We start from the raw sequence: 19,653 nt of genomic DNA on the forward strand, positions 1-19,653 counted from the left end.
GCGGCGAACTGCTGGCCCGGCACGAGGACGGCACGGAGCTGCACCATCTGGTGTGGCGGCTCGGGCCGGGGTGGCGGGTGTGCGGCAGCGCCGTGCTCGGCGGCGGCATCGGCCCGCGCGACTGGATACTCAACGCCCAGGTGCCCGGCGGCTACCCGCGCCTGGACCCCGACCGGCACCTCGCCGAGATCGCCGCCGCCGAACACCTCACCGGACCCGGTTCCGGGCTGATGACGGCCGCCGACGTCACCGCGTACACGGTCGCCGCCGACGCGGGCGTGACGGCGACCGCCACCTGCGGACTCGGCGTACGCGGCTGGGCCGCCGCCCCCGAGGAAGGCACCGGGGGGCCGCCGTGCCCCGGCACGGTCAACATCGTCGTCACCGTCCCCGTCCCGCTCTCCGACGCCGCACTCGTCAACGCCGTCGCCACCGCCACCGAGGCCAAGGTCCAGGCGCTCCTGGACGCGGGCCTGGACTGCTCGGGCACCCCCACGGACGCCGTCTGCATCGCCGCCCCGTCACCGGGCCCGGCACCCGCCGAACCCTTCGCGGGACCGCGCTCCCCGTGGGGCGCGCGACTCGCCAGGGCCGTGCACGCTGCCGTCCTGGAGGGCGCGCTGCGGCAATCCTGAGAGACCACGCCGCGATCCGCCCCGGGCGCGGCCGACGAAGGGAGCCCCCTCATGACATCGAGCACCGCGGACGCCACCGCGGACCGGCCGGTCGTCGCCGTTCTCGGTACCGGAATCATGGGCTCGGGAATGGCCCGGAGCCTGCTGCGGGCCGGACTCGACGTACGCGCCTGGAACCGTACGCAGTCCAGGGCGGCCCCGCTCGCCGCCGACGGCGCAGTGGTCACCGGGACGGCCGAGGAAGCCGTACGCGGCGCGGATGTCGTCGTCACCATGCTCAGCGACGGACCCTCCGTCGCCGCCGCGCTCGCCGCCGCGTCCGGGGGAGTGCACGCCGGCCAGGTCCTGCTCCAGAGCTCGACGGTCGGGATCGACGCCACCGCCGACCTCGCCCAGCGCGCCGCGGACCTGGGCCTGGTCTATCTCGACGCACCGGTCTCCGGCACCAAACAGCCCGCGGAACAAGGCGCGTTGACGGTCTTCGTCTCCGGCCCCTCCGCCGTCCGCGCGACGGTCGACCCGGTGCTGAACGCGGTCGGGCAGCGCACCGTCTGGCTGGGTGAGGCGCCGGGAGCAGCCTCGCGGCTGAAGCTGGTGGTCAACACCTGGGTGGTCACCATGGTCAGCAACATCGCGGAATGCCTCAACCTCGCGGAAGGGCTGGGCATCGAGCCGCAGACGTTCCTCGACGTCATGAAGGGCGGCCCGATGGACTCCGCCTATCTGCAGGGCAAGTCCGCCGCCGTCCTCTCCGGCGACCTCACCCCGAGCTTCACCCTGTCCACCGCGCTCAAGGACACCCGCCTCATCCTGGACGCGGCACAGTCGGCGGGGGTGCGGCTGGACCTGGTCGCTGCGTCGGCCGACCGCTTCGTACGGGCCGAGGCGGCGGGACACGGCGGCGAGGACATGATCGCCACCTACTACGCGGGCCGGGCCCCGGGGCGGGAGGACGACTGAAGCCCCGCCCCGCGTGGCGCGGGCGGCCCCGGCCCCGCAACCGTCAGACGACCCGCACCTCGTGCCGGACCACGGCATCGAAGAGATAGCCCTGCGTGTTGTGGACGGCGATCTCGGGCTGGGTACGGCCTGTCCGGTCCGTCGCCCGCGCCAGCAGCACGGACGGCCCCGGGGCGCCCGGCAGCCAGTCGGCCGACCAGCGGACCCAGCTCCCGCTCCTCGGCTCGTCACGCAGCCGGGCGCGCCGCCACCGGACACCGCCGTCGGTGCTGACCTCTACCGTGCGCACGGGCGCCCCGCCCGACCACGAGCGCCCCGTCAGCACCTGGCGCCGGCCGGCCGGGAACGACGCCCCGGGCGCCAACTCGAACGCGCTCTTCAGCGTCTGCCGGGTCAGCGGCGCACTGCCCTCCGGCGGATAGCCGGCGCCGAACAGCCGGTAGAGGCCGGTGTTCCACGGGGAGACCAGGGGCTCTGCGCTCACCTCGATGTCACCGACCCACTTGATGTTGGCGATGCCCACCCAGGACGGCACGATCAGCCGTACCGGATGACCGTGATCCGGTGGCAGCGGCCGGCCGTTCATCTCGTACGCGAGCACCACGTCGTCCAGCGCCTTCGACACCGGCAGCGGCCTGCGCACCCGCCCCAGCGCGATCCCGTCGCTGACCACCTCGTCGTCCAGACCGCGCGGCAGCACGTCGACCGCGTTTCGGCCGATGCCGGCCAGCCGGAGCACATCGGCGAGCCGCGCCCCGCGCCAGCGGGCCGTACCGATCGCGCCCAGCGTCCAGGCGGTGCCGCTCACCTGCTGGTTCTGCTGGGTCGCGTAGTAGCTGCGGGCGTTGCCCGCGCACTCGACGAACGCGGTGCGGGTGACCGGCGGCAGGGCGCGCAGTTCGTCGTACGTGAACTCCGCGGCGGGGCCCGTCAGCCCACTGCCCCACACGGTCAGCCGCCAGTCCGCCGCGTCGATCCGCGGGGTGACGGTGTGATTGCGTACGAAGAAACGGTCGGCCGGGGTGAGGAGACCGGTCCGGCGCAGCGCCGCGAAGTTCGTCTCGGCGTTGGTGCCGCGCACGGTGAACACCTCGGACGGCAGGGGTTTCACGATCCCCGGGGCGGACGGGGCGGACGGGGCGGACGGGGCGGACGGGGCGGACGGGGCGGACGGGGCGGCGCCGGCGGGCGACGCGTGCGCGGGAGCGGCGAGCCCGGCGAGAGGCCCGGTCGCCGGGGCGGCCGCCACCAGCCTCAGCAGATCACGCCGGTCGATCCCGGCGGACCGGGCGGCACCGCGCGACCACTGACGCAGCCGCAGCCCGTCGTAGTCGGCCTCGGACGGCGGAACGTATCTCATGAACGACTCCAGGGGACGGACAAGAGCGCGGGGTGGATGACGGTGCATCAGTTGGGCCGGGTATCGCGTGGAACGGAGAGCAATTCCCGGACCAGGTGCCCGACCTGGTCCGTCTCGATCAGGAACCCGTCGTGCCCATGGGGCGAGTGAATCATCCTGAGCCGGTCCGCTCCGGGCAGCAACGCCGCCAACTGCGACTGCTGCGAGGGAAGATGGAGCCGGTCGGAGTCGACGCCCGCGATCAGGGCCGGCATCCGTGCACGGCTGAGCGCCCGGGCGACGCCGCCGCGCCCGCGTCCGACGTCGTGCCCGCTCATCGAATCCGTCAGTGTGACATAGCTGCCGGCGTCGAAGCGGTGCACCAACTTGGCCGCGTGATGGTCGAGATACGACTCCACCGCGTACCGCCCACCGTGCCAGGGCTGCTCGCCCGGCTGCGCCGCGCCGCCGAACCGGGCCCCGAGTTCGGGCTCGCTGCGGTACGTCACATGGGCGATCCGGCGGGCCAGACCGAGGCCCCGGTGCGGGCCCCCGCCCGGCGGCGCGTCATGGTAGTGACCGCCGTGCCAGCCCGGATCGGAGCGGATCGCGGAGGTCTGCAGCGACCCCCAGGCGATCTGTTCCGCCGACGCGGCCGCGGGCGCCGCGAGTACCAGCAGCGATCCGGTGCGCTCCGGCCGGCTCACCGCCCACTCCAGCGCCCGCATACCACCCATCGACCCGCCGATCACCGCCGCCCAGCCGACGACGCCCAGCGCATCGGCCAGCGCGGCCTCCGCGGCCACCTGGTCACGGATCGTCAGATACGGGAAGTCGCCACCCCAGCGGGGCCCTTCCGGGCGTTGCGAGGACGGCCCCGTACTGCCCTGGCAGCCACCGAGCACATTGGGCGCGACGACGAACCAGCGCCCGGTGTCCAGCGCCTTCCCGGGGCCGACCAGCGCGTCCCACCAGCCGGCCGTGGGATGCCCGGGGCCCGCGGGCCCCGCCACATGGCTGTCACCCGTGAGGGCGTGCAGCACCAGCACCGCGTTGGAACCGTCCGGGGCCCGGCGCCCCCAGGTCTCGTAGGCCATGCGCACGCCCGGCAGTGCACCGCCGGCCTCCAGCGGCAGCGGACGGTCCAACAGCACCCAGGAGCGGCGGCCGGGCGGATCCCCCTCCCGCCGGCCTCCGGTGGCCGGCGGGAGGGGAAGCGCGGGGGAGGGGGCCGCGCGGTTCAGGACGCCGCCTTCGCCGCCCGGAACCCGGTCTCCAGATCGGCCTTGAGGTCGTCCACGTTCTCCAGGCCCACCGAGAGGCGCACCAGCCCGGCGGTCGCTCCGGTGGCGGCGAGCTGTTCCTCGGTCAGCTGGCTGTGCGTGGTCGACGCCGGGTGGATGATCAGGCTCCGTACGTCGCCGATGTTGGCGAGGTGGCTGAACAGCTCGACCGCGTCCACGAACCGCTTGCCCGCCTCGACCCCGTCCCGCAGCTCGAAGGAGAGCACGGCCCCGGCGCCGCGCGGCAGATAGCGGCGCCCCGCCTCGTACCACCGGCTCGACGCGAGACCGGCGTAGTGCACCGCCGACACCTCGTCGCGCCGCTCCAGCCACTCGGCCAGGGCCAGGGCATTGGCGGTGTGCCGTTCGAGCCGGAGGCTCAGCGTCTCCACGCCCTGGAGCAGCAGGAAGGCGGAGTGCGGGGAGAGGGCGGGGCCGAGGTCGCGCAGCAGCTGGACGCGGAGCTTCACCGCGAAGGCGCCCGGCCCCAGGTCCGGCCAGTAGCGCAGCCCGTGGTAGCTCGGGTCGGGGGAGGCGAAGTCCGGGAACCGCCCGGGATGCGCGCCGAAGTCGAACGTCCCGCCGTCCACCACCACACCGCCGATGGTGGTGCCGTGCCCGCCGAGAAACTTCGTCGCCGAGTGCACGACGATGTCCGCGCCGTGCTCGATCGGACGCAGCAGGTACGGGGTGGGCACGGTGTTGTCGACGATCAGCGGCACCCCGGCCGCGTGCGCGGTGTCGGCGACCGCCCGGATGTCGAGCACGTCGCCGCGCGGGTTGCCCAGCGTCTCCGCGAACAGGGCCTTGGTGTTGGGGCGGATGGCTGCGGCCCACGCGGCGGTGTCGTCCGGGTCGTCCACGAAGGACACCTCGATGCCGAACCGGGGGAGCGTGTGCCGCAGCAGGTTGTACGTGCCGCCGTACAGCGAGGTGGAGGAGACGATGTGGTCGCCGGCGCCGGCCAGTGTCAGCAGGGCGAGCGTCTCGGCCGCCTGACCGGAGGCGAGCGCCACCGCGGCGACCCCGCCCTCCAGGGCGGCGATCCGCTGCTCCAGCACGTCCTGGGTGGGGTTGTGGATCCGGGTGTAGATGTTGCCCGGCTCGGCGAGCGAGAACAGGTCCGCGGCGTGCTGGGTGTCCCGGAAGACGAAGGACGACGTCTGGTAGATCGGCACCGCACGGGCGCCGGTCGCCGGATCCGGGGCGGCTCCCGAGTGGATCTGCTTGGTCTCGAAGGACCAGGCGGGACCGGCGTCCTGCCGGTCTGGGTCCTCGGCGGTGTGGCCTGCGGTGACGGAGTCGACGGGCTGGCTCATGGTGTTCCTCGCACGGTGGTCTCTCGGGGCGCGTGGGCGCGGATGTGTGAGCGGGTGTGAGTCAGGCGGCGGTGGAGGCGCCGGATGCGATGCCGAAGCCCGGTGCCGGGACCTCGTCCGGGCTGAGCAGGACGGAGCGGCGGCCGTCCGTGCCGACCGGGATGTCGCCGTCGATCGTGACCCGGCGCAGGCTGCGGTCGTGGTCGTCGGAGTCGTCCACGCCGTAGTGCTGGGTCGCGCGGTTGTCCCAGATGGCGACGTCGCCGGTCCGCCACCGCCATCGCACGGTGTTCTCAGGGCGCTCGATGTGGGACTGGAACAGTTCGGTCAGTACCCGGGAGTCACGGCCGGTGAGACCCTCGATCCGCTGGACGAAGCTGCCGAGGAGCAGCGCCCGTTCACCCGTCTCGGGATGGACGCGGACCACCGGGTGCTCGGTGCGGAACTTGATGGAGGTGAACACCTCGCGGTGCTGGGCGAATTCCTCGGGCCGTGCGCTCGGGCGCACCGCCGCGTAGTCGTAGTCGTTGGAGTGGACGGCGCGCAGCGAGCCGGCGAGCGCTCGCAGTGGTGCGGGCAGTCCGGCGTACGCGGCCGCGGTGTTGGACCACAGGGTGTTCCCGCCGTACGGGGGGATGGTCACGGCACGCAGGACGGAGAAGGCCGGATAGGCGGGCACGAAGGTGACATCGGTGTGCCACTGGTTGGCCCGGCCGCCGTGCTCGGAGCCGATGAGGAGTGCGTAGCGGCCGTCCGCGGACGGGACGGTCGGGTGGGCGACCGGCGTGCCGAGCAGCCGGCCGAACGCCTCGTGGCCCGCCTCGTCCAGATGGTCCTGGTCCCGGAAGAAGACGACTTTGTGTTCCAGGATCGCGGCGCGGACGGCGGAGACCACGGCGGGGTCGAGTCCGCCGCCGAGGCGGACACCGGAGATCACGGCGCCGATGCGGCCGCCCAGCCTGCGGACGGTGACGGCCGGATCGGTGGACGCGGATGCGGATGCGGGGAAGGAGGAAGCAGGCTCGACGGCGGGTGCGGAGGTCATGGCGGAGACCTTTCCGAGCGGAACGATTCGGGGGCGTGCGCAGCCCGGCAGTCCGGCGGAAGGGCCGGACGCGGGTGGGGAATCGTCGCTGCGGTGGCGCCGGTGCAGCTCAGCTGCTCAACGGAGCGGCGCGCAGCGGGAACCGCGGCGACACGCGGCGGACGCGAGGCGTCCCAGATCGACGTGGCGCCGCGAGACGAGGACCGGAGTCGCGGGCATGGCGGTGAGCGTGTCAGCGGCTCCCGCAGGCGTCAACCGCACTTCCGTGCGGGCGGCCGGGTCCGCCACGGCCCGGCGGAACCCGCCGTGCCGCCGCCGGCCGCCCCTCGATTCCGCCGCCGGACCGCCTCCGACCTGCGAACGGGCACCTCTTGCCCCGTGGGGTGGAGGCCGGTGGCGGCGGGTCGCCCAGCGGCCCGGCGGCGGCGACGGAATTCATTCGGCCGCAATGTACGGCCGCAGTACCCGGGTTACTCCTCGACGAGCATCCCGTTGCGGAGCTTCCGCAGAATTCTGCTGATCAGCCGCGACACATGCATCTGCGAGATGCCCAGTTCGGCGCCGATCCTGGCCTGGGTCATCTCCTGGCCGAAACGCATGTCGATGATGCGACGCTCGCGCGCGTCGAGGCATCCCAGCAGCGGCGCGAGCGTGTGCAGATTCTCGACCGTCTCCAGCGCGGGATCCGGACCGCCCAGGACATCGGCGAAGGTGCGCCCCGGGGCGTGGCGCCGCCCCGCTTCCGAGGGGTCGGCGGGCATGTCCAGCGAGCCGGCCGCGTACCCATTGGCCGCCACGATGCCCTCGGTGACCTCTTCCTCGCTCAGCCCCATATGCTCGGCGAGCTCCGGGACGGTGGGGTCGCGGTCGAGTTCCGTGACGAGCGATTCCTTGGTCCTGGCGATGTCCACCCGCAACTCCTGGAGCCGGCGCGGGACATGCACGGCCCAGGTGGTGTCACGGAAGAATCGTTTGATCTCCCCGGTGATGTACGGAACCGCGAAGGAGGTGAACTCGACCTCGCGGGAGAGCTCGAACCGGTCGATGGCCTTGATCAGCCCGATGGTGCCGACCTGGACGATGTCCTCCATGTCGCCACCCCCGCCCCGGTTGCGGAACCGTCCCGCGGCGAACCTCACGAGGGACAGGTTCATCTCGATGAGGGTGTTGCGCGCGTACTGATGGGCGGCGGTTCCCTCCTCCAGCGCCTGGAGGCGGCCGAAGAACAGCCTGGACAGTTCGCGCGCGTCACAAGGGGCGATCTTGCCCGCGTCCTCGATCCACGGCAGCCCGCCGAGGTCCTCGGTCGGCACGTCCGCCTGTGTCGAGCTGTGGCCCTCCGCTCGCTCCGTACCGGCGGTCCGCGCAGTGTGCGCCGTCATCCCGTCACGCTCCCCAGGTCGTATCCCATGAGGTGTATGCGCATGCCCCAGGAGGCAATTCCCATGCGCGGGAGCGCGAGTTGATCACGTCACACGGCGGCGATTGGCCGGGAATCGTCGTGCTCCCGAGTCATCCCCGCCGTCCCCCGGCACATCCGGGATTCGTGCGGGCCGGGCGCGTGCGGGAACGCGGAACCGCCCCACCGGTACGGGGGAGCCCGGTGGGGCGGTCGCTGACCAGACTGCCACAGCCGAGGGGGCAATGGGGACCGACCGGCGCATATCCAGCGGTAGTTGAGTTGAAATCGACGGTGTCCCGACGCCGATGTCGCAGGTTCGGGAGAAAGACGGCAACTTCGACCAGGAGCCGGCTTCATCGCCCCGAACCGGAAGCCGAGCGGGAGCCGGAACCCGGACCCGAACCCGAACCCGTACCCCCGTCCGTATCCGCGTCCCCGTATCCGGCGACGGCCCCACCACCGAGGCGCGCGGCCGCGATGGACCGGCTGCGCGCCGCCGTGACGGCCCCCACCACCGGCATGGCCAGCACTGCGAGGACGACGGGTCCGTAACCGCCCTCCGACGACACGTCCATCACCACCACCTCGCCCGCGGACAACGTGGTCCCCACCACGAAGCAGCTCAGGCCACGGGCGAGGGCGGAGCCGAGCATGCGAGGGGGCGCGACGGCCAGTACGGCGCCGGTCACCAGGCCCACCGCCGCGCCGACGGCGAGGGAACCCAGTACGGCGACGAGTCCCGCCGCGGGCTTCTCGAAGGTGCTTTCCAGCGGCTGCCCGGACAGCCCGGACAGCGCGATCGCCGCCCACAGCACCGCGCAGATCCCGGCCGGGATCGCCCCGGCCCGGAGGCCGAACAGCAGCCCACGGCGCATTACGGCGAACGACGCCCTCATGTGTTTCTCCCCGCCCGTGCCCCGCGCGTCCACTGTCACCCGAGGGCCTGCCCCGGGCGACGCGCAGCCGTGGGGCCGCGACATCTTCGCAGGTCCACCGCTGTGGCCGGACAGCGCGTCCGTACAGCCGGCGATCCGCTGCCGTGCGGCACCCTCGAATCCTGTGGCTGTTCTGTGGACCATCATGTGGTGGACGGATCGCGCGGCCGAGGGGGCACAGGTGATATCCGAGCCGGAGATGGCGGACGAGTTCGGTGCGGTCGGGGCGGGGGAGGTGGTGGGCGACTTCGACCGGAAACCCGCCCGGGAACCCAGGCCGCCCCGTCCGTGGTGGTGGGCGCTGGGCGGAGCCGTGCTGGCCTCGGCCGTCTGGGCGGGCGCGTTGTACCTGAATCCGGTCGACGACCGGAAGCCGGACATGCACGGCTACCGGCTGAACGAGGATCCGTGCCCGACCGTGCGGCTGAAGGCGCTGGGCTCGGCGATCTCACCCAGGGAGCCAACGCCAGGGATCGGACCGGAGCTGCTGAACGATCCGGCCTTGGACCGGGCGAGGTGCTTCCTCACCCTTCGGGCGACATCCGTGAAGGGCGCCGAGAAGTCGGTCAGGAGCCGCTGGTACACCGGATACTCCGTCGGAGTCACCGTGGCCCTGCACAAGAGGACCGACCCCGCTGCCGAGTTCGAGGCGATGCGCGGGGTGACCGAATCCGCCGCCGGCGACGAGGCGAAGGTGGAGAAGGTGCCGAACCTCGGCGACAGCGCGTACCTGCTGACGCAGTACGGCGGCACCGCGGAACTACGGGTACGGGAAGGCGGCGCGGTCTTCTCGCTGAGTCTCGACGCCTATACGGAGTACGACGGTGACGGGAGCGAACCCCCGTCCGACGACGGGCCGGACATCTCCGATCTCTCCCCGTTCCAGTCCGCGATGATCAGCGACATGCGCGACCTGATGGCGGGCCTGAGGCACTGACCCCTGAATCACCGGCCTCCGGGTCACGCGGACGCAAATCGATTCATTGCGGTCCGATGAACGCTCCACCCGGCCGGGAATACGTGCCCGGACCAGGGCCTTCCTGCTGCTGTGAGACCGACGACCGGCCAGGCCGCCGGTGCCGTGCAGCAGGAGAGAGGGAGCTCATGCCCAAGGCGTACGTGTTCACCCGCCACGGCGGACCGGAGGTGGAGGCACTCATCGAACAGGACGTACCCGTGCCCGGTCCGGGTGAGCTGCTCGTCGCGGTGCGGGCGGCCGGGGTCAACCCGGTCGACTGGAAGCTGCGCACGGGGTACATCAGGCCCGGCAGCGAATTGCAGCCCTTCCCCACCGTTTTCGGCAGCGAGGCCGCCGGAGTGGTCGAGGGCATCGGCCCGGGCGTCGAAGGGTTCGCGATCGGGGACGCGGTCTTCGGCAACCCGGTGACCGGCGGCTACTCCGAGTACACACTGCTGCCCGTCGCCGTGACCGCGCACAAGCCGGACGAGCTGTCGTTCACCGACGCGGCGGTACTGCCGGTCGCGGCGGCCACCGCGTACGACGGCGTGCGCCAGCTCGGCCTCGCCCCCGGATCGACCCTGCTGGTGACCGGCGCCGGGGGCGGTGTGGGAGCCGCGGCGGTGCAGCTCGCCCGGCACGCGGGCGTCCAGGTCATCGGAGTCGCCGGAGCGGCCAAGCGGGACTTCGTCGAGTCGCTGGGCGCGGTGCACGTCGCGTCCGGCCCCGACCTCGCCGACCGGGTGCGGGCGGCGGCCCCCGAAGGACCGGACGCGGTCTTCGACCTGGTCGGCGGCGACACGCTGAGGGCCGTGGCCCCGCTGCTCGCGGACCCGGCCGCGCTGATCAGCGCCGGGGACAAGCCGCTGGCCGTGGAGCTGGGCGGGGCGGCCGTCGAGCGGGCCCGCAACGCGGCGGTCCTCGACGAGGTGGCGAAGCTCGTCGTCACCGGCGCCCTGCGCACCCATGTGAACCGGGCCTTCCCGCTCACCGGGGCGGGAGAGGCGTTGCGTGCCGTGGAGAGCGGCCACACCCTCGGCAAGATCGTGATCGAGGTCGTCGCATGAGCGCGCAGCGTCCCGCCGGTGAGATGCACCCGCTGGACAGCCCGGTCCGCGCCGCGCTGACCGGCCCGCACGCCCACTTCGCCGAGCGCCGCGGCCGAATCCTGCGCTACCGGGCGGACGTGGCCCCGTGGGTCGCGATCCCGGACGCCCCACTGGCCCGGGACTGGGACGACGCGGCGGCGCTCGTCGGACCCGGTGGCGCCGTCACCATCACCGCCTTTCACGAGCCGCCGCCCGACGACTGGGAGATCGTCTTCCGGGCCGACGGAGTCCAGCTCGTCGACGCCGAAGTCGCGGCAGCGCCCTTCCCCGGGGCCGTACGGCTCGGACCCGCCGACGTGCCCGAAATGCTCGAACTGGTCGAGCGCACCCGGCCGGGGCCGTTCCTGCCCCGTACCGTCGAACTCGGCACCTACCTCGGGGTACGGCGCGACGGGGTGCTGGTCGCGATGGCCGGCGAACGGCTGCACCTGCCGGGCTGGTCCGAGATCAGTGCCGTCTGCACCGACGAGTCCGTACGCGGCCAGGGGCTCGGCACCGGACTGGTGCACGCCGTCGCCCACGAGATCAGGCAGCGCGGTGAGACGCCGTTCCTGCACGCCGCCGCCTCCAACACCAACGCCGTCCGGCTCTACGAGTCCCTGGGATTCGTGCTCCGCCGCCGGACGTCCTTCCTCTCGGCGCTCGCACCGAAGCGGTTGTCGACGCGCCTGCCGGCCCCCGGCGGCGACCGCGAGCCCCGCGCGACCGCCGCGCGCTGACCCCGGCACCGCGCCCCGGTGCGGGACCTTCGGTCCGGAACACCCGGGCCGAAGGTCCCCACCCGCCCCGCACGGGGGACCTTCGGCCGTGCCCATCGGGCCGTAAGCCTCGTGTTCCGCCCCCCGCGAACCGGGTGGACTGGAATCGGACGCCGGCACCGGGTCGGCCGAGGACGGGAGTGGTCGGCCGTGACCATCGGGCTTCAGTGCCGACGGGTGACGTGTGAAGTGACGCCTCCGGGCACCACGGACCCGGGGGAGGCCGCCGTGGGCAGGAAGCGGGTCGGGAACCCGGCGCTGTTCGGCGGCCTGGCACTCCTGACCGCACTGGTCGGCCTCCTGGACTTCCGGACCGGGGAGGACCTGCACCTCATCCCCCTGCTGGTGGTCATCCCCGCCCTGGTCTCCGTCTTCGGCACGGTCCGGCAGACCATCGGCGTGGCCAGCTGGGTCACGGTCGTCGTCGCCTGCTCACGCCTGGTGGACGGCGGCACCTTCTGGGACACCGTCACCAGCGTCGCCTTCACCGTGCTGGCCTGTTTCCTGGGGGTGGGCGCCTGCGTGCTGCGGATCCGCCACGCCACCCAGATCGCCCGGCTGCGCTCCGCCGCCGGAGCGCTCCAGCGCCAGATCCTGCGCCCGCTGCCCATCCTGACCGACCAGGTCCTCACCCATGGCATCTACACCCCGATCGAGGAGGACCGCCTGGTCGGCGGCGACATCTACGAGGTCGTCGAGTCGCCCTACGGAACCCGGGTGATCATCGGCGACGTACAGGGCAAGGGACTAGCCGCGATCGGCGTGGGCTTCGCCGTGCTCGGAGCGTTCCGGGAAGCGGCCATCCGGGAGCCCGAACTGACCGGGGTGGTCGACGCTCTGGAGGACGCGGTCGCCCGGCACAACACGTTCTCCGCCCAGACCGGCGAGATCGAACGCTTCGTCACCGCCCTGGTGCTCGGCTTCGACGGGGGCGACCGGGTCCAGGCCGTCAACTGCGGCCACCTGTCGCCCCGGCTGCTGCACGGGGGAGCGGTCCGCGCGCTCCCGCTGCGCCGCACCTTTGTCCCGCTGGGCATGGCGGAGCTCAGCCCCGAGGCGCGGGGCGCGGAACTGCTCGACTTCCCGGCCGACGCCACGCTCCTGCTCTGCACCGACGGGGTGACCGAGGCCCGTGACCCGTCCGGCGCCTTCTACCCGCTGGACACCCGGCTGGGCCACTGGGCGGAGCTGGGGCAGGTCGAGCTCCTGGAAGAGCTCCACGCGGACCTGGAGACGTTCTCCGGCGGCGTACGGCGTGACGACATCGCCGTGCTCGCACTGCGCCGGGCCCCGGCCGGCACCCCGCACCGGACCGGGACGGCCGGCCACGGCGCCCGCCGGTCGGCCGTGGCGTTCAGCAGCCGGTGACCGGGCTGGGAGGACGGCCCCGATGAGGATCGAATGTCCCGACGAGACTCATGTCGCGTCGGGACATTTTCAGGTGTACGGTGCACTTATGAATCCGGAACGGAAGACCCCGGAGCGGCGGAGCCGCAAGGCCCGCAGAACCCGGGACACACTGGCGCAGGCCGCGTTCGATCTCGTACTCGACCGGGGCCTGCGGAATGTGACGGTCGAGGAGATCGCGGAACGCGCGGACGTCGACCGGCGCACCTTCAGCCGGTACTTCACGAGCAAGGAAGCCGCGGTCCTGGACTCGCTCCGGGGGGACGGTGACCGGATCAACGACGCCCTGCGGGCCCGCCCCGCCGACGAGCCCCCGCTCATCGCCTACCGCAGGGCCGTACTCGACTGGCTCGAAGACCCAGGCGCGCTCGCCTGGCACCGGCGCGAGCGGATCTTCGACCTGCTGGTCCTCGCCGAACAGGAACCGACCCTCTACGCGGCGTTCCACCACATCCGGGTGGACGCCCAGGAGGAGTCGGTCGCCATCGTCGCGGACCGGCTCGGGGTCGACCCGCGGCGGGACATCCGCCCCGCCGTCACGGTCGCCGCGGGCGCCGGAGCACTCCTCGCGGCCCAGGCCGCGTGGGCACGCGCCGGGCAACCGGACGGCCTGCCCCGACTGATCAGGCAGGCCTTCGACGCCCTCGCCGGGGAACTGCTCGCGCAGCCTCCCGCCGGGCAGGCGCCGCACAGCACCACGGAAGGAAGCACAGAATCATGAGCACCACCCCCACCCCTGCCGAGCAGGAGTTCGCCGGCAGGACCGCCCTCATCACCGGCGGCGCCTCCGGCATCGGACTGGCCCTGGCCCACCGGCTGGCCGCGGGCGGCGCGTCCGTCGTCGTCGCCGACTACGACGAGGCCAGTGCCCGCAAGGCGGTCGCCGAACTGGAGAGCGCCGGCGCCAGGGCCGCCGCGGTCGCCATGGACGTGACCGACCCCGCCTCCGTCGAAGCGGGCGTGCAGTTCGCCGTCGACACCTTCGGCGCCCTGCACCTGGCCGTCAACAACGCGGGCATCGGTGGCCCCAGCAACCCCACCGGTGAGTACGGCATCGACGACTGGAACCGGGTCGTCGCCACCAATCTCAGCGGCGTCTTCTACTCGATGCGCTACGAGCTTCCCGCCATCGTCGCGGCCGGCGGTGGCGCCGTCGTCAACATGTCGTCGATCCTCGGCACCAACGGCTTCGCCGGATCGCCCGCCTACGTGGCCGCCAAGCACGGCGTCGTCGGCCTCACCAAGACGGCGGCCCTCGAATACGCGGCCCGCAACGTCCGGGTCAACGCCGTCGGCCCCGGCTTCATCGACACCCCGCTGCTGCGCAACACCGACAGCGCGGCCCGCGACCACCTGGTCTCGCTGCACCCGGCCGGACGCCTCGGCAAGGCGGAGGAAGTGGCCGAACTCGCCGCCTTCCTGCTCTCCGACCGAGCCTCCTTCATCCACGGCAGCTACCACCTGGTGGACGGCGGCTACTCCGCCTCCTGACCGCCGGGCGGGGGAACGGGGGCGAGTAATGGAGCAAAGAACGTGAGGAGAATTCCATGAAGGCCGTTCAGTACCGCACCGTGGGCGCCGCACCCGAGGTCGTCACCGTGCCCGACCCCGAGCCCGGCCCCGGCCAGGTGATGCTGAAGGTCACCGCCGCGGGCGTCTGTCACTCGGACATCGCCGTGATGAGCCGGCCCGCCGACCAGATCCCCTTCCCGCTGCCGCTCACCCTCGGTCACGAGGGCGTGGGCACCGTCGCCGCCCTCGGTGACGGGGTGAGCGGGCTCACCGTCGGAGACTCCGTCGCGGTCTACGGCCCCTGGGGCTGCGGCACCTGTGTCAAGTGCGCCGAGGGCAAGGAGAATTACTGCCTGCGCGCCAAGGAGCTGGGCATCGCCCCGCCCGGACTCGGCGCGCCCGGCGCCATGGCCGAATACATGATCGTCGACGACCCGCGCCACCTGGTGCCCCTCGCCGGCCTCGACCCGGTGCAGACCGTTCCCCTCACCGATGCGGGTCTGACCCCGTACCACGCGATCAAGCGCTCGCTGCCCAAGCTGGTGCCGGGCGCCACCGCCGTGGTCATCGGCACCGGCGGCCTGGGCCATGTCGCGATCCAGCTGTTGCGCGCCATGACGGCCGTCCGGGTCATCGCCCTCGACGTCACCGAGGACAAGCTCGCTTTCGCCCGTACCGTCGGCGCACACGAGACCGTGCTGTCCGACAAGGACGCCGCGGCGAAGGTCCGCGAACTCACCGGCGGAACCGGCGCACAGGTCATCCTCGACTTCGTCGGAGCGCCGCCCACCGTCGCCACCGCCGGGGCCGCTGCCGCCATCGACTCCGACGTCACGATCGTCGGCCTCGGCGGCGGTGCGCTGCCGGTCGGCTTCGGCTCGCTGCCGTACAACACGACGGTGACCTCGCCCTACTGGGGATCGCGCTCCGAGCTCGCCGAGGTGCTCGACCTCGCCCGCGCCGGAGCGGTCGAGGTCCATGTGGAGACGTACTCCCTGGACGAGGCGCCGTTGGCGTACGAGCGACTCCACCACGGCAGGATCAACGGCCGCGCGGTCATCCTCCCCAACGGCTGACCGGCCGGGAACTCCTTCTCGCTCACGGCCATGCGGGCCGTCGCACGGTGCGGCGGCCCGCATTGTCATACCCCCGACCGATGTGCGGCGCGCCGCCCGTTCGGGAGACTGGGCGGATGGAATTCGTCGCGCTGATGACCCTGCCCGGACTCGTGATCGCGCTGACCGCGGTCGCGTTTCTCGACCAGCTGATGCTGCGCGCGGGCCGGGCCGGCCTGCTGCCGTGGCGCAACGGCGCACGGCAGGGGCAGGTGTCGGCGACGGGGTTCGAGCAGCTGCACGCGAGCTTCTCGCCCGGCAAGCAGAGCGAGCTCAAGGAGCGCCAGAGCGCGCTGCTGATGCGCGACGACGAGGAGGACGGCGCCCCGCCCCACCGCTCCACCGTCGACCTCGACGGCGGCCGTGCCGTCATCCGCCTCCCCGGCGGCGCCACCCGGTAGCCCCTGCCCGCCTCTCAGGAGCGTCCCTGCTCACCGCGTCGCCACCAACGGCCGCAGCGGAGTGCCGCGCAGCCGGACCACCGCCGGGGCGCAGCGCCGTGCCGCCACCGTCAGCAGCAGGCCGACGAGCGCGCCGGTCACCAGCCCGACCAGCGCATCGTGCGGGTAATGCACACCGATCCACACCCGGGACGCCGCCATCAGCACGGCGGCGGGCACCGCGATCGCTCCGAGCCTGCGGTCGGTCAGCCAGACCGCCGTCGCCGCGGCCGCCGCGATGGCGGCGTGGTTGCTGGGGAAGGACCAGTCACCGAGCGCCGGGCACGCCTCCACGGTGACGACATGGAGGGTCTGGCACGGCCGCTGCTCGTGGAAGACCGACTTCACCAGGTCATTGGCGAGGTACGCGGCCACCACGACGAGCGGGGCGCAGAGCGCCGTGGCGGTGCGGGCGGGATCACCGGAGCGGGAGCGCCACCAGGACGCGAGCATCAGCGCGGCGAAAACGAGGAGCCCGTAGTCCGACCAGATCCGGATGGCGGAGTCCACGGCGGTGGGGGAGCGTTGCGCCAGCTCGGTGATCCAGGTGTACAGAGCACCGTCGGTCGAGGTGGCGACGGAGGCGAGCGGCATCAGCTGTTCTCCCCTTCGGTGGTGCGACGGCCCCGGGAGCGGAGCAGCTCGACGGCGAGCGGGACGAGGGAGACCACGACCACGAGGGCGACGATCGGCAGCAGATAGCGGTCGACGTTCGGCACCGAGGAACCCAGCGCGTACCCCGCGAGGACCAGCCCGACGGTCCAGACCACGCCGCCGACGGCCTGCCAGAGCGTGAACACCCGGGCCGGGACGCCGAGTGCCCCGGCCAGCGGGTTGAGCACCGTACGCACGACGGGTACGAAACGGGCCAGCACGATCGCCCGCGCGTGACCGTATCTGCCGAGGAGCTCCTCGGCGCGGGCGGCGCCCTCGCGAAGCCGTCCGGAACGGCTGCGGGCGAGCAGGGCCCTCCCGCCCCGTTCACCGATCCAGTAGCCCGCCTGGGCGCCCAGCAGTGCGCCGGCCACGGCGGCGACCAGCACCTGCGGCAATGACAGCCGCACCGGACCGTCGGCGCCGGACACACAGAGCAGGCCCGCCGTGAACAGCAGTGAATCGCCGGGGAGGAAGAAGCCGACGAGCAGTCCCGTCTCGGCGAAGAGCACGACGGCGATGCCGAGCGCGCCGAACGCTCCGAGCAGCGACCCGGCGTCCAGCAGGTTCACCGCCTGTGGCGCGGACGCCAGTGAGAATACGGACACGGTGGAAGGTCTCCCATAATGGTGAGCGGGCGGCCCGACGGAACGCCCGGACTGACTACAGTGATGTAGACGGTCTACATCACTGTAGACGCCCGAAGGGGGAGGAGAGTTCCCATGTCCCAGGTGAAGGGGATATCGAACGGCGGACCCGGCCCCCGCCCGCACGACGAACCGGCACCGGAAGCGGCCCCGCACCGTCCGTCACCACACCCCGCAGCAGTGGAGCGCCGGCCCGCCGGCGAGCTGGAGTCCACGATCCTGGCGGCGCTCTGGGCCGCCGGAACGCCGCTCACCCCCGGCCAGGTCCAGGGCGCGATCGGCGCGGAACTCGCCCGCACCACCGTCACCACGATCCTGTCGCGCCTGTACGAGAAGGGTGCGGTCGACCGCACCCGGGCCGGCCGCGGATTCGCCTACACGCCCACCGAGGACGAGCCCGGACTGACCGCCCGCCGCATGCACAGCGAGCTGCGGAAGCAGGAGGACCGAAGCACCGCCCTGGCCCGCTTCGTCTCACAGCTCACCGACGAGGACGAACAACTCCTCCGGGACCTCCTCGACGGGGAGACCTCATGAACCCCGCAGGCCACGGCGAGACCTCATGATCCACACCGGGTGCAGGGAGGTCCCGTGATCTACGCCGTGTGGGTGCCGCTGCTGATGCCGTTCCTGGTGGTGCCCGCGGCCCGCCGTATGGCGGACGCGCTCTCGCCGGTACGTGCCGTACGACTGCTCGCCGCGACGGGTGTCGGCCTGGCCCTGTGCAGCATCCTCGCCCTGGCCCTGCTGGTGGTGCCCGGCGCGACCCGGTTCTCCCTGGTCTTTGCCCTGGGCGAGCTGGTCAGGCCGCTCTCCGACGCCGTCCCGGCGGCCACCGTGCCGCTGGCCGCCACCGCACTGGCCCTCCTGGTGGGCTGCGCCGCCGCCGTCGTCCGCGCGGCCCGCCGCCACTGGGCGGAGCTGCGCCGGGCCGGACGGCTCGAAGGGCGCGCCGACGGCGAGCTGGCCGTGCTGCGCGACAGCCGCCCCGACGCCTACGCGTTGCCCGGCCGGCCCGGCACTCCCGGCCGGATCGTCGTCACCACGGGAATGCTGCGCGCTCTCGACCCCGCCGAACGCGATGCCCTGCTGGCGCACGAACGCGCCCATCTCGTGGGCCGCCACCATCTGTTCATCGCCGCGATCGAGGCCGCCGCGCTCTGCCATCCGGCGCTGCGTTCCCTGCGCGCCCCCATGTGTTACGCCCTGGAACGCCGAGCAGACGAGGCGGCAGCCGATGCGGTCGGCGACCGGCGGATCGCCGCCCGGGCCATCGGCCGGGCCGCCCTCGCCGCACGCGCCGCCGAAGGCGCCCCGCGGCCCCGCCCACGGGTGGCGCTCGCCGCCGCTGCCGGCCCCGTACCGCGCCGCGTCGCCGCGTTGCTCGGCCGGGACGCCGTACGGCCCCGGGCCGGCCGTGCCGCGGCCGCGGCGCTGCTGGTCTGCCTGGTTGCCTCCTCAGCCGCCGCGCTCGACGCGACGAGCGATCTGCACAGCAGCATCGAGGCGGCACAGGGCGAGAACACGCACCACTGACCGACCGATCCCCGCCGCCCGGTCTTCCGGCGGCCTGCTCAGGCCCCCTCCTGATCGGGCGTCACCCGACCGTCCGCCAGGTGTTCCCGCAGCCGGTCGAGGAAGACCCGCTGCCCCGTGACCAGCCGGTCCGCCGCCTCCGGGGGCGTGCACCAGGCGAACCGGTCGACCTCGGGGAATTCCCGCCGCACCCCCGACCCCCTCGGCCACTCCATGGTGAACGTCCCCGGGACGGCCGTCGCGGCGTCGAGATCCGCCTCCAGCGCCCACACCGTCACGGTCTTGCCGCCCGACTGACGTGCCTCGCCCAGCGCGACCCACTCACCGTCCGGCACCGGATGCCCGAACTCCTCCTCGAACTCGCGCCGGGCGGCGGCCTCCGGTTCCTCCTCGGGGCCGTACTCACCCTTGGGGATCGACCAGGCCGCGCTCTCGCGAGCTGCCCAGAACGGGCCACCCATGTGCCCGATGAGTACCTCGAAACCGGGCTCGCTCAACCGTCGGAACAGGAGAAGACCCGCACTGCGCCTGGCGCGTTTCTGGGATGGCATGGCGTCAAGTCTGCGTCCCGGCCCGGGCCCACCACCGCCGACGACACC

Annotated in this window: 22 protein-coding genes; 12 read left to right on the forward strand and 10 right to left on the reverse strand. The window is 72.9% G+C overall.

Going from position 1 to position 19,653, the window contains the following annotated elements:
• The first annotated feature begins 50 nt into the window (after positions 1–50).
• The gene (locus ACFVH0_RS20800) at positions 51–635 is read left to right on the forward strand and encodes an adenosylcobinamide amidohydrolase (RefSeq protein WP_385822134.1); all 585 of its coding nucleotides are present in this window, start codon (positions 51–53) and stop codon (positions 633–635) included.
• 51 nt (positions 636–686) lie between these two features.
• On the forward strand, positions 687–1,595 hold the full coding sequence (locus ACFVH0_RS20805) for an NAD(P)-dependent oxidoreductase (RefSeq protein WP_385822136.1): 909 nt from the start codon (positions 687–689) through the stop codon (positions 1,593–1,595).
• A 43-nt stretch (positions 1,596–1,638) separates the two neighbouring features.
• Here the strand turns inward: ACFVH0_RS20805 and ACFVH0_RS20810 are convergent, their stop codons facing one another.
• The 7 genes from ACFVH0_RS20810 to ACFVH0_RS20840 form a co-directional block, all read right to left on the reverse strand.
• A complete protein-coding gene (locus ACFVH0_RS20810) occupies positions 1,639–2,955 on the reverse strand; it encodes a sulfite oxidase (protein ID WP_385822137.1) in 1,317 nt (438 codons plus the stop codon).
• A gap of 47 nt (positions 2,956–3,002) precedes the next feature.
• Positions 3,003–4,178 carry a homoserine O-acetyltransferase gene (locus tag ACFVH0_RS20815; protein ID WP_385822192.1) on the reverse strand — a complete coding sequence of 392 codons (1,176 nt, stop codon included), beginning with the start codon at positions 4,176–4,178 and terminating at the stop codon, positions 3,003–3,005.
• A complete protein-coding gene (locus ACFVH0_RS20820) occupies positions 4,175–5,536 on the reverse strand; it encodes a bifunctional o-acetylhomoserine/o-acetylserine sulfhydrylase (protein WP_385822139.1) in 1,362 nt (453 codons plus the stop codon). Before ACFVH0_RS20820 ends, ACFVH0_RS20815 begins: the two co-directional genes overlap by 4 nt.
• A gap of 61 nt (positions 5,537–5,597) precedes the next feature.
• Positions 5,598–6,581, reverse strand: coding sequence for a TauD/TfdA dioxygenase family protein (locus ACFVH0_RS20825; RefSeq protein WP_385822141.1), 984 nt, complete (start codon positions 6,579–6,581; stop codon positions 5,598–5,600).
• Positions 6,582–6,698: 117 nt separating this feature from the next.
• Positions 6,699–6,800 (reverse strand): putative leader peptide, encoded by a 102-nt coding sequence (locus ACFVH0_RS20830; protein ID WP_385822142.1) that lies wholly within the window; start codon positions 6,798–6,800, stop codon positions 6,699–6,701.
• A 251-nt stretch (positions 6,801–7,051) separates the two neighbouring features.
• Positions 7,052–7,963 (reverse strand): SigB/SigF/SigG family RNA polymerase sigma factor, encoded by a 912-nt coding sequence (locus ACFVH0_RS20835; protein ID WP_385822144.1) that lies wholly within the window; start codon positions 7,961–7,963, stop codon positions 7,052–7,054.
• 373 nt (positions 7,964–8,336) lie between these two features.
• On the reverse strand, positions 8,337–8,879 hold the full coding sequence (locus ACFVH0_RS20840) for a hypothetical protein (protein WP_385822146.1): 543 nt from the start codon (positions 8,877–8,879) through the stop codon (positions 8,337–8,339).
• Positions 8,880–9,042: 163 nt separating this feature from the next.
• Between ACFVH0_RS20840 and ACFVH0_RS20845 the strand changes: the two genes are divergently transcribed.
• The 8 genes from ACFVH0_RS20845 (at position 9,043) to ACFVH0_RS20880 (ending at position 16,178) form a co-directional block, all read left to right on the forward strand.
• Complete coding sequence (locus ACFVH0_RS20845; RefSeq protein ID WP_385822147.1) at positions 9,043–9,855, forward strand: hypothetical protein; 813 nt, start codon at positions 9,043–9,045, stop codon at positions 9,853–9,855.
• Positions 9,856–10,022: 167 nt separating this feature from the next.
• The gene (locus tag ACFVH0_RS20850) at positions 10,023–10,943 is read left to right on the forward strand and encodes a zinc-binding alcohol dehydrogenase family protein (protein WP_385822149.1); all 921 of its coding nucleotides are present in this window, start codon (positions 10,023–10,025) and stop codon (positions 10,941–10,943) included.
• Positions 10,940–11,704: a GNAT family N-acetyltransferase gene (locus tag ACFVH0_RS20855; RefSeq protein WP_385822150.1), complete on the forward strand. Its 765-nt coding sequence runs from the start codon at positions 10,940–10,942 to the stop codon at positions 11,702–11,704. Before ACFVH0_RS20850 ends, ACFVH0_RS20855 begins: the two co-directional genes overlap by 4 nt.
• A gap of 189 nt (positions 11,705–11,893) precedes the next feature.
• Complete coding sequence (locus tag ACFVH0_RS20860; RefSeq protein ID WP_385822152.1) at positions 11,894–13,111, forward strand: PP2C family protein-serine/threonine phosphatase; 1,218 nt, start codon at positions 11,894–11,896, stop codon at positions 13,109–13,111.
• Between the two features lie 88 nt (positions 13,112–13,199).
• Positions 13,200–13,871 carry a TetR family transcriptional regulator gene (locus ACFVH0_RS20865; RefSeq protein WP_385822154.1) on the forward strand — a complete coding sequence of 224 codons (672 nt, stop codon included), beginning with the start codon at positions 13,200–13,202 and terminating at the stop codon, positions 13,869–13,871.
• On the forward strand, positions 13,868–14,641 hold the full coding sequence (locus ACFVH0_RS20870; RefSeq protein WP_385822156.1) for an SDR family NAD(P)-dependent oxidoreductase: 774 nt from the start codon (positions 13,868–13,870) through the stop codon (positions 14,639–14,641). The genes ACFVH0_RS20865 and ACFVH0_RS20870 overlap by 4 nt, the downstream gene beginning before the upstream one ends.
• A 56-nt stretch (positions 14,642–14,697) precedes the next feature.
• Entirely contained in the window at positions 14,698–15,738 is a 1,041-nt protein-coding gene (locus tag ACFVH0_RS20875; RefSeq protein ID WP_385822158.1) for an NAD(P)-dependent alcohol dehydrogenase, read from the forward strand.
• 116 nt (positions 15,739–15,854) lie between these two features.
• Entirely contained in the window at positions 15,855–16,178 is a 324-nt protein-coding gene (locus ACFVH0_RS20880; protein ID WP_385822159.1) for a DUF6191 domain-containing protein, read from the forward strand.
• A gap of 30 nt (positions 16,179–16,208) precedes the next feature.
• Here the strand turns inward: ACFVH0_RS20880 and ACFVH0_RS20885 are convergent, their stop codons facing one another.
• Positions 16,209–16,811: a phosphatase PAP2 family protein gene (locus ACFVH0_RS20885; protein ID WP_385822161.1), complete on the reverse strand. Its 603-nt coding sequence runs from the start codon at positions 16,809–16,811 to the stop codon at positions 16,209–16,211.
• Complete coding sequence (locus ACFVH0_RS20890; RefSeq protein WP_385822164.1) at positions 16,811–17,479, reverse strand: DedA family protein; 669 nt, start codon at positions 17,477–17,479, stop codon at positions 16,811–16,813. The genes ACFVH0_RS20885 and ACFVH0_RS20890 overlap by 1 nt, the downstream gene beginning before the upstream one ends.
• Before the next feature lie 114 nt (positions 17,480–17,593).
• Here ACFVH0_RS20890 and ACFVH0_RS20895 point away from each other — a divergent pair, with 114 nt between their 5' ends.
• Together ACFVH0_RS20895 and ACFVH0_RS20900 are read left to right on the forward strand one after the other, a co-directional pair.
• Positions 17,594–18,055, forward strand: a complete 462-nt coding sequence (locus ACFVH0_RS20895; RefSeq protein WP_385822165.1) for a BlaI/MecI/CopY family transcriptional regulator — start codon at positions 17,594–17,596, stop codon at positions 18,053–18,055.
• A 54-nt stretch (positions 18,056–18,109) separates the two neighbouring features.
• Positions 18,110–19,054, forward strand: a complete 945-nt coding sequence (locus ACFVH0_RS20900; protein WP_385822167.1) for a M48 family metalloprotease — start codon at positions 18,110–18,112, stop codon at positions 19,052–19,054.
• A gap of 38 nt (positions 19,055–19,092) precedes the next feature.
• Here the strand turns inward: ACFVH0_RS20900 and ACFVH0_RS20905 are convergent, their stop codons facing one another.
• Positions 19,093–19,605, reverse strand: coding sequence for an NUDIX domain-containing protein (locus tag ACFVH0_RS20905; RefSeq protein WP_385822168.1), 513 nt, complete (start codon positions 19,603–19,605; stop codon positions 19,093–19,095).
• Between the last annotated feature and the right edge of the window lie 48 nt (positions 19,606–19,653).

Origin of the sequence: Streptomyces sp. NPDC127117 (assembly GCF_042677325.1) — a bacterium.
Classification (GTDB): domain Bacteria; phylum Actinomycetota; class Actinomycetes; order Streptomycetales; family Streptomycetaceae; genus Streptomyces.